Annotated in this window: 7 protein-coding genes; 1 reads left to right on the forward strand and 6 read right to left on the reverse strand. The window is 38.9% G+C overall.

The features are described from left to right. The first annotated feature begins 31 nt into the window (after positions 1-31). On the forward strand, positions 32-1,111 hold the full coding sequence (locus FJR09_RS26035) for a Rid family detoxifying hydrolase (protein ID WP_015081492.1): 1,080 nt from the start codon (positions 32-34) through the stop codon (positions 1,109-1,111). 21 nt (positions 1,112-1,132) lie between these two features. Here FJR09_RS26035 and FJR09_RS08270 read toward each other — a convergent pair whose 3' ends face one another. The 6 genes from FJR09_RS08270 to FJR09_RS25090 form a co-directional block, all read right to left on the reverse strand. Further along, entirely contained in the window at positions 1,133-2,359 is a 1,227-nt protein-coding gene (locus FJR09_RS08270; RefSeq protein ID WP_168654059.1) for an RNA-guided endonuclease TnpB family protein, read from the reverse strand. Positions 2,360-2,564: 205 nt separating this feature from the next. Continuing rightward, on the reverse strand, positions 2,565-3,317 hold the full coding sequence (locus FJR09_RS08275; RefSeq protein ID WP_015081490.1) for a Uma2 family endonuclease: 753 nt from the start codon (positions 3,315-3,317) through the stop codon (positions 2,565-2,567). 588 nt (positions 3,318-3,905) lie between these two features. Further along, positions 3,906-4,433, reverse strand: a complete 528-nt coding sequence (locus FJR09_RS08280; RefSeq protein ID WP_015081489.1) for an NAD(P)H-quinone oxidoreductase subunit J — start codon at positions 4,431-4,433, stop codon at positions 3,906-3,908. After that, on the reverse strand, positions 4,426-5,163 hold the full coding sequence (locus FJR09_RS08285; protein WP_015081488.1) for an NADH dehydrogenase subunit K: 738 nt from the start codon (positions 5,161-5,163) through the stop codon (positions 4,426-4,428). The genes FJR09_RS08280 and FJR09_RS08285 overlap by 8 nt, the downstream gene beginning before the upstream one ends. Continuing rightward, positions 5,154-5,516, reverse strand: coding sequence for an NAD(P)H-quinone oxidoreductase subunit 3 (locus FJR09_RS08290; RefSeq protein ID WP_015081487.1), 363 nt, complete (start codon positions 5,514-5,516; stop codon positions 5,154-5,156). Before FJR09_RS08290 ends, FJR09_RS08285 begins: the two co-directional genes overlap by 10 nt. Before the next feature lie 403 nt (positions 5,517-5,919). Continuing rightward, a partial coding sequence (locus FJR09_RS25090) for a bluetail domain-containing putative surface protein (protein WP_305791042.1) occupies positions 5,920-6,934 on the reverse strand: 1,015 nt, incomplete at its 5' end.

Raw genomic sequence — 6,934 nt, forward strand, 5'->3', positions numbered from 1 at the left:
ATACTGTTTGCATGGTATTCAATGGTGCATTATGGACGCTGAAGAACTTTTACAGAAATACGCCGCTGGGGAACGAATTTTTCGTTCTGTCAATCTGAGAGGAGTAGACCTTGAAGGTGCAGATTTGAGTGAAATTGACCTAACAGGTGCAAATTTAGCGGGGGCAGATTTGAATGATGCTAACTTGAGTAAAGCGGATCTTGATCGTACAAATCTCACCAGGGCATCTTTAATAAACGCTAATTTAAGTGAATTAGTGAACGGTTCTAATTTAAATTTGACCGGGGCTGATTTGAGTGGTGCTAATTTAAGTAAAGCAAACCTAGATAAAGCAAATTTCAGTAATGCTAACTTGGATAATGCTAATTTGAGTAAAGCAAATCTAGAAAGTGCAAATTTCAGTAATGCTAACTTGGATAATGCCAACTTGAGCAAAGCAAACCTAGATAGTGTAAACTTCCGAAAAGCCTCTTTACAAGGTACAAATTTAGAAAAAGCAGATTTGCAAACAACAGATTTAATGAAGGCAAATCTCAATGGTGCAAACTTAAAAAGAGCAGATTTAACCGGCGTAAATATCTATGGTGCAACCTTTAAAAATGCTGACCTGACAGGTGCGATAATGCCAGATGGAGAAGTTTACCAAACACCTACAGATTTAGAATTCGGTAAACCAGAAACACCATTAACAAAAGAGCCAAAAGAGATAAATATTATGACTCGTAAAGTAATCCGTACCGATAAAGCACCTGCACCAGTTGGACCCTACAATCAGGCAATTCTCGCTTCTGGACAAATGTTGTTTGTAGCTGGACAAATTGCCATAGATCCCCGTTTAGGTGATGTTGTCTACACCGAAGATGTGGTTAAGCAAACAGAACAGGTAATGAGAAATATTGAAGCTATTTTGACAGAAGCAGGGGCTACATTTGCAGATGTGGTAAAAACTGGGGTATTTTTAGCTGATATGAATGATTTTGCCGCTGTTAATGCGGTTTATGCAAAATATTTTTCCGAAGATACCGCCCCAGCGCGTGCTTGTGTGGAAGTTTCCCGTTTACCTAAAAATGTGTTGGTAGAAATTGATTGTATTGCTGTTATTGCTAGTTAATTAATTTTGACACTCCCCGGTCTAAAGACACGGGGATTCTACATTCACTGACTCGCCATTAGACGACAGGTTTGCACCAATCGCCCAAGAGGGCAAATCTCCTGTAGCGTAGCTTCCGGTATGCCCTACCGTAGTTAATCCTAATTTTAGGATATTGATACTGGCATTAATATCTCTATCTTCCACGAATCCACAATGATGACAATTATGGGTTCTGGTTGATAGGGATTTTTTCACTTTTTGACCACAATTAGCACAATTCTGGGAAGTATTATGAGGAGGAACAGCAACCGTTATCTTCCCATATTTATGCCCAAAATATTCTAACCATTGCCGAAAAGTTGCCCAGCCAGCATCAGAAATTGATTTAGCTAAATGTCGGTTTCTTACCATGCCTTTAATATTTAAGTCTTCGTAAGCTACCAAATCGTTAGATTGGATCACGGAATATGCTAATCTCTTGCAATATTCTTTTCGCTGCCTACTTACTCTTAAATGCTTACGGGCATACCTATTTTTAGCTTTTAAATAGTTCTTGGATTGTGGTTGTTTAGCTTTTTTCTTATCTCTGTCAAACTTCTTGGATTTCTGACGATTAGCCCGACTTAACTGCTTCTCTGATTTTCTATAGAATTGTGGGGCAGGTTCTACATTACCTTTTGAATCGGCAATAAAGTATTTTAAGCCCACATCTAATCCCACTATTTGATTCGTTGGTTGGGATTCAATTCTAATTTTGACATCAATTGCAAATTGAGCATAATATCCATCAGCCCGACGGACTAAACGAACTCGCTTAATTTGTTTGATGTCATAGAAGTTGAGGTCATAAGTACCTTTTAATTTCAGAGTACCTATGCCTTTTTTATCAGAAAAAGTAATTGCTTTTCTGGTTTCAGATAACTTCCAGCCGCTAACCTTATATTCAACTGAGCGGCAATTCTTTTTGAATTTCGGAAATCCCTTTTTACCCTTAACTTTCTTTTTACAATTGTCGTAAAATCGAGCTATTGTACTCCAAGAACGTTCCGCAGCAGATTGTCTTGCCATTGAATTAAGTTCATCCGCAAAAGGAAATTCAGATGCCAAAATCGCGCAATATTTATTGAGATCATATTTCGTCGCACCTTTGTTATCCATCCAATATCTTAAACATTTATTTTGGATGAACTGAGATGCACGAATAGCCTCATCTATTGCGCGATATTGCCTATCTTTTCCTTTGACTTTGAACTCGTAAATTATCATGGTTTCGACCTAAACACCACAAAATTATGCTAACTCATATATTATAATTTTGTCAACGAGAAAAACTTTCTGTGGAGGCTGAAGCCTCTATCTGGCTTTCATCCCTTGCCTAAAGGACAGTTGAGTTTTTCCGCCACGCTCCAAAACTCAACTTCAAGGGTTTTCAGCCTAGTCTCTTATAAGGTGGGCGAGTCCCACCCTACTTTTAGTTTTCTGGTTCGATACCTAATGCTCTTAATTGTGCAGCTAGTCTTTCAGCACGCTGTGTTTCCTGTTCTGCGCGTTGTTTTTCTTGTTCTATCTCTTGTCGTTTTTGTTCTACTAACTCTGAACTCCACAACAATAAATTTCCCTGTTCGTCCCACAATCTTAACCATTTACCAGTTAGGTTTTCTCTTGTACCTTCCCACACTCCCAGATAAAGATTCATTTCTTCTATCCAGTAAAGTTGGTTTTCGTGAGGATTTTGCAAAGTGTACAAACCTGTATTAGAGTTTAGCTGGTAAAATTCTAAACTACCGTTATCGGGTTCAAAAATAGCGTAATTGGGTATTTTTAAGATTTTTTCATAGAAAAACCATTTTCCTGGAGGATAAGTTGGTTTAATGGAATATTCTGTTCCGTCTGTATCAGAAATAAATTCCATAACGATAACTGGAATATCTCCCTGGAGTTGGGGTGTATAACTACGAAAGACTTCTTTTTTAGTGCCGCGAATTTCCGGGATATAAGCCCAATCAGGAGCTTTAATGACAATTTTGCCATTTACGGTGGCACAGATACCGTAGTTAGTCGTTGTGAGGCAACTGGGGGGAAGTTTACCAGCTAGTTGGAGGCTTTCAGTCAGGGCAGAGGCTTGGGCTGGTTGATAGATGTTGTCCACTGGATCATCTGGGAGAATGTAATCATCGGGTAGTTTTTCCCAAGTGATTTGGTATGCTTGGGTAGCAATGATCATGATGGGTTTTCCTGTATTCAGGTTGTAAATTCTAGTTTAACCAGTTATTGCCATTACAGCATTTATTATTGTTCATTTAACCATCCTTATAAATTAGAAATTTTACTAAAATAATTAATTGCCAAACGAAGTTTAGTAATGGGTTTAACCCTTTCCACCTGTAGCACGTTTGATGACAATTTGCTGTATCATCCTTATCTTTAGCAGCTATTAAAGGATAAAAATCAATTATGGTTGGAGGTTGTATTTTTAACATGATATTTTACCTATCTCTAACTCTTAATTAACCAGCATTTATATTTTTTATTATAACTAAGGGACTTCCAAATAAAAAAAATACTCAACAACCTAATGCAAAAATCTCTCAAACCCTTATTCCTCTGTGTCCTCTGCGCCTCTGTGGTTCGTTAATCAGGATAACTTATTTCTTGAAAGTCCCTAAAATTCTTAACTTATAATTACATTAATTGATGCTTGGATAATTATTTATAATTCACTATTACACAAATAAAGACTTATAACTTAAACCCCTCTCCACAACTGGAAAGGGGTTAATTGTGACTGCTGAAAACTCAATTCCAGCAATCCTTAATAAGCATTTTGTAACTCGTAAAAATCAGGTGAGATGTAATCTTTACGTAAAGGCCAACCTACCCAATCTTCTGGCATCAAAATCCGTTTTAAGTTAGGATGACCTTCATAGATGATGCCATACATATCATAGCTTTCCCGTTCTTGCCAGTCTGCTGTTTTCCAAATCCAGTAAACTGAAGGCAAAGAGGGATTTTCTCTGGGTAAAAACACTTTCACCCTGATTTCTTCAGGACGGTCAGCATTATCACTTACTTTGAGTAAATGATAAACACTTACCAATTCTTCTCCTGCACCTAAGTCAATTCCTCCCTGAAATTGGAGATAATTAAACCCATAGGCATACAAAGCTGTAGAAATAGGCAGTAGAAAATCTGCGGGGACTTTAATTATTTCTACTCCGTTAGCGTCAAGTTCTAGAAACTCATGGAAAAAGCCATTTGACCCTAACCATTGGGAAACTTTACCGGGTTTAACTAGAGGTGCTTCCGCTACGGGAACTGGTTTGGATTCTTCTTCAGCCACGCGCTTGTTCCTCCTTCTGTGTTTTTGCTGTCAACAATCCTGGGGGTACAGCCATACCAATTGCTTCTGTCAATTCCTTGGGAGGATTAAAGCGCGTTTCTGACTGCATATATTTACCAGTTAAGATTTCGGGAACTGGCTTCATATTATGAGTTGTACTGTAGTAACGGTGAACTTGCTTGATGTTATCCCGTTCCTGCATAGACTCGTTGGCAATTTTTTTCCGCAGTTTAATAATTGCGTCAATAATCGCTTCTGGACGGGGAGGACAACCAGGCAAATATACATCTACAGGAATCAGCTTATCAACTCCGCGCACTGCGGTAGGTGAGTCAACGCTAAACATTCCCCCAGTAATTGTACAAGCGCCCATGGCAATCACATACTTGGGTTCGGGCATTTGTTCATAAAGACGCACCAATTGGGGAGCCATCTTCATGGTAATTGTTCCCGCAGTGATGATTAAATCGGCTTGGCGGGGGCTACAACGAGGAATTAACCCAAAACGGTCAAAGTCGAAGCGAGAGCCGATTAATGCCGCAAATTCAATGAAGCAGCAAGCTGTACCAAACAGTAAAGGCCACAAACTAGAAAGTCGCGCCCAGTTGTAAAGGTCATCAACGGTGGTTAAAATGACGTTTTCTGACAGTTCATGGGTAACTGTCGGCCGTTGAATGGGGTTGATGATTTGTTCTTTGTCTGGGGTGATGATATTAGAATTTAAGACCATTCCAAAGCTCCTTTGCGCCATGCGTAAACTAAGGCGATGATAAGAATCGAAATAAAGACTAGGGCTTCGATAAATGCCAATAAACCCAAACGGTTAAATGCAACTGCCCAAGGATACAAAAATACTGTTTCTACGTCAAAGACAACGAAGACCAGAGCAAACATATAGTAACGAATGTTGAACTGAATCCAAGCTCCGCCAATGGGTTCTAGTCCGCATTCGTAAGTTGTGCGTCTTTCCAGACTGTTACCAGTGGGTCTAAGAATTTTTGAGGCTGACAGTGCTAGGACTGGAACTAGGCTACACAGGAGAAAAAAGCCTAGAAGGTACTCGTAACCGCTAAGAACAAACACAATGTTTTTCTACCGCTAATGGTGTAAGGGAATAAGCTATCAGTTATCAGAGTTATAGCTTGACAGGCGTTTACTGATAACTGTTCACTGCAATATATGGATAATGTTCTTTTACATTATATCTTTTAGGGCTTTCTCGAATTTGTATTGAGATCCCTGACTTTTTAGAAAAGTCGGTGATCTCAGTATATTTGAATCCTTTTGATTATTAACCTCATTTTCTAAGCACTTATAAACAAGTCGAACTATTTATACTCAACACGGCTTAATCATTTGATTCTGTGGGTAAGGGTTTAGCACTGCTAAACCCCTACAAATCTAGGTTTTTCGTAATTTTGTCAAAGTCCATGTCCCAACCGTTTTGGTTAATTAACAGTAGGAAGTTTGACTTGCTGAATATCTTCTAAACAATCACAAAATTATTGACATTCAATGTTTCGGTTAATCCTGTAACCTCAATAATGGCATCAGTAGCAGCATTAAACCCTGCGGTTGCATCATTAATAGCCACAAAGGTTTTTTGTCCAAAACTGAATTGAGCCGCAAAATTTGACCCAAAGGCTGCGGCTGTTAATTTTGCCCCCATACCAGCAGCATCCAGGGTATTAACTGCGCCCACATTCACAAATCCGGCTCGTGCGGTAGAAACACGGAATAAATCATTACCTGTGGTGGCGTTGAAGTCAGTAATCACATCAAAGTTAGCTAAGAGAGAATCAGTAAGATTTTGGTAAACAAATTTGTCACTTCCTAAACCACCAGTTAGAGTATCTTTACCACCCCCACCAGTGAGAATATCATTATTTGCACCACCAACGAGGAAATCATTACCACTAGTACCTGTCAAAGTCAGACTAGAGGGATTACCAATCACACCATCACTATTAGCATCTATGCCAAAGTTAGTTTCTTGGGTGAAAGCATCAGCAGAATTTAATCCCCAATTTCCTTGAGAAGAAACCCAATTCCAGTTACTATCTAAACTCCAGATATGCAGATAGTTTCCAGAAATGTTTTTCCAAAGAACTTGATTAACGCCATTGACAGTTTCTGCGGCTATCGTTTGCCAACCAGCGTAGATATTTTGGTAGATTTGTTGTCCACCATTTTTAATAGCAATTGGGGTATTTGTTCCGATTTGGGTAAAGTATTTGTTGGTGGCATCTTTGACTAGTTTGGTGTTACCTGCTAATTCAATTGGTGTGTAACCGATAACACCATCACCATTAGCATCTATGGCAAAGTTAGTTTCTTGAGTTAAAGCTTCTGCCGAATTTAATCCCCAATTTCCTTCAGAAGAAACCCAATTCCAGTTACTATCTAAACTCCAGATATGCAGATAGTTTCCAGAAATGTTTTTCCAAAGAACTTGATTAACGCCATTGACAGTTTCTGCGGCTATCGTTTGCCAACCAGCG

The sequence above is a fragment of the Dolichospermum sp. UHCC 0406 genome (assembly GCF_009712025.1).
Taxonomy (GTDB): domain Bacteria; phylum Cyanobacteriota; class Cyanobacteriia; order Cyanobacteriales; family Nostocaceae; genus Dolichospermum; species Dolichospermum lemmermannii.